Source organism: Kitasatospora sp. NPDC048722 (assembly GCF_040650235.1).
Lineage (GTDB): Bacteria > Actinomycetota > Actinomycetes > Streptomycetales > Streptomycetaceae > Kitasatospora.
On sequence record NZ_JBEZGX010000180.1, the window covers coordinates 1 to 1272 of the forward strand.

Sequence of the window (1272 nt, forward strand, 5' to 3'; positions counted from 1 at the left end):
TGACAGGCACGCGGGTAGCGGACGAGCCGTTGCCGGAGACCACCGGGGCACCGGCCGAGCCGGCGCCGTCGGCCGTGGCGGTGGGGGTGGCGGTGGGCGCACCGGAGGGCTTGCCGTGGGCCGTGAGGGCGGGCGTGGAGGTGCTGGTCGCGGCGGTGGCCGCTCCCCCCGCGGTCGCGATGACTGCGGCGGTGGCGGCGATGAGCATGGTCGGGCGGATGCGCATGAATCCGTGTCCTTTCCTGCGGGCGTCCGGTTGATGCCCGCGCCCCTGTACGCCGCCCGGCGCCCGGCAGGTCGCACCCCGCACACGTGATCCAGGTCATAGGCCGTGGGTGCAACCCCGGGACGGTGCTCGTGCGTACAGGGCGGGAGGCTCCGCCCAGGACGCACGGCTCCACCGCCGTGGCCGAGGAGTGCTTCCTCGCGAGCCGCCCGTGCCGCGAGCTGACGGACAGCCCCAGAAGAGAGGCCCTTGATGACGCCACAGGAGTTCGACGCGTTCTACGCGGCGTCCTTCTCCCGCCTGACCGGGCAGCTCTACGCGATGACCGGCAACTGGTCCGAAGCACAGGACGTGGTCCAGGAGGCCTTCATCCGCGCGTGGGACCGACGGCGCACCTTCGACCCGGACAACGCCCCGGAGGCATGGATCCGGACCACGGCCCGGCGGCTGGCCGTCTCCCACTGGCGGCGTCTGGCCCGGGGCCTGCACTTGGCCGGACGTCACCAGCGCCGAGAACCACCCACCGTCGAGCCGCCCACGGAGGAGCACCTGATGCTGGTCACCGCGCTCCGCGACCTGCCCGAGTCCCAGCGAAGCGCCCTGGTCCTGCACCACATGTGCGACCTCTCCGTCCAGCAGGTCGCGGTCGAGACCGGCGCCAGCGTCAGCACCGTCAAGAGCCGCCTCGCCCGCGGCCGGGCCGCGCTCGCGGCCAGACTCGCCGACCAGATCCCGAGCAGCGACGAAAGAGAACTCCGTGTCTGACCCCATCCACGACACCCTCGGCGACCGGCTGCGGCTGCTCGGCACGCAGATGCCCGCACCGACCCTGCCCGCTGCGGAGATCCGCCGACGCGCCGACCAGCGCCGCCACCGTCGGCACGTCCTGGGGTCGACCGCGGCCTGCACCGCAGCAGCCCTGTGCCTGGCCCTCCCGTTCGCGCTGCACTCACCGGGACCACAGCAAGGATCCGTGCTGAACTCACCGGAACCACAACAAGGAGCGGCCACCACGGACACCCCGTCCGTGTCGGCTTCCCCCCACC

At 73.0% G+C, this 1272-nt stretch carries 2 protein-coding genes and 1 pseudogene; 2 read left to right on the forward strand and 1 reads right to left on the reverse strand.

What is annotated here, in order from left to right; all coding sequences use genetic code 11:
• Window positions 1-226: pseudogene (locus tag AB0C76_RS41390) on the reverse strand (hypothetical protein); the annotation flags it as partial.
• A gap of 252 nt (window positions 227-478) precedes the next feature.
• Between AB0C76_RS41390 and AB0C76_RS41395 the strand changes: the two are divergent.
• The gene (locus AB0C76_RS41395) at window positions 479-991 is read left to right on the forward strand and encodes a SigE family RNA polymerase sigma factor (RefSeq protein ID WP_359975968.1); all 513 of its coding nucleotides are present in this window, start codon (window positions 479-481) and stop codon (window positions 989-991) included.
• The coding region (locus tag AB0C76_RS41400) for a hypothetical protein (RefSeq protein WP_359975971.1) at window positions 984-1272 on the forward strand (289 nt) is incomplete at its 3' end. The genes AB0C76_RS41395 and AB0C76_RS41400, both read left to right, overlap by 8 nt.

Excerpts from the sequence above, each read along its gene's own strand:
- AB0C76_RS41395 (WP_359975968.1), top strand. The coding sequence starts at position 479 with ATGACGCCACAGGAGTTCGACGCGTTCTACGCGGCGTCCTTCTCCCGC.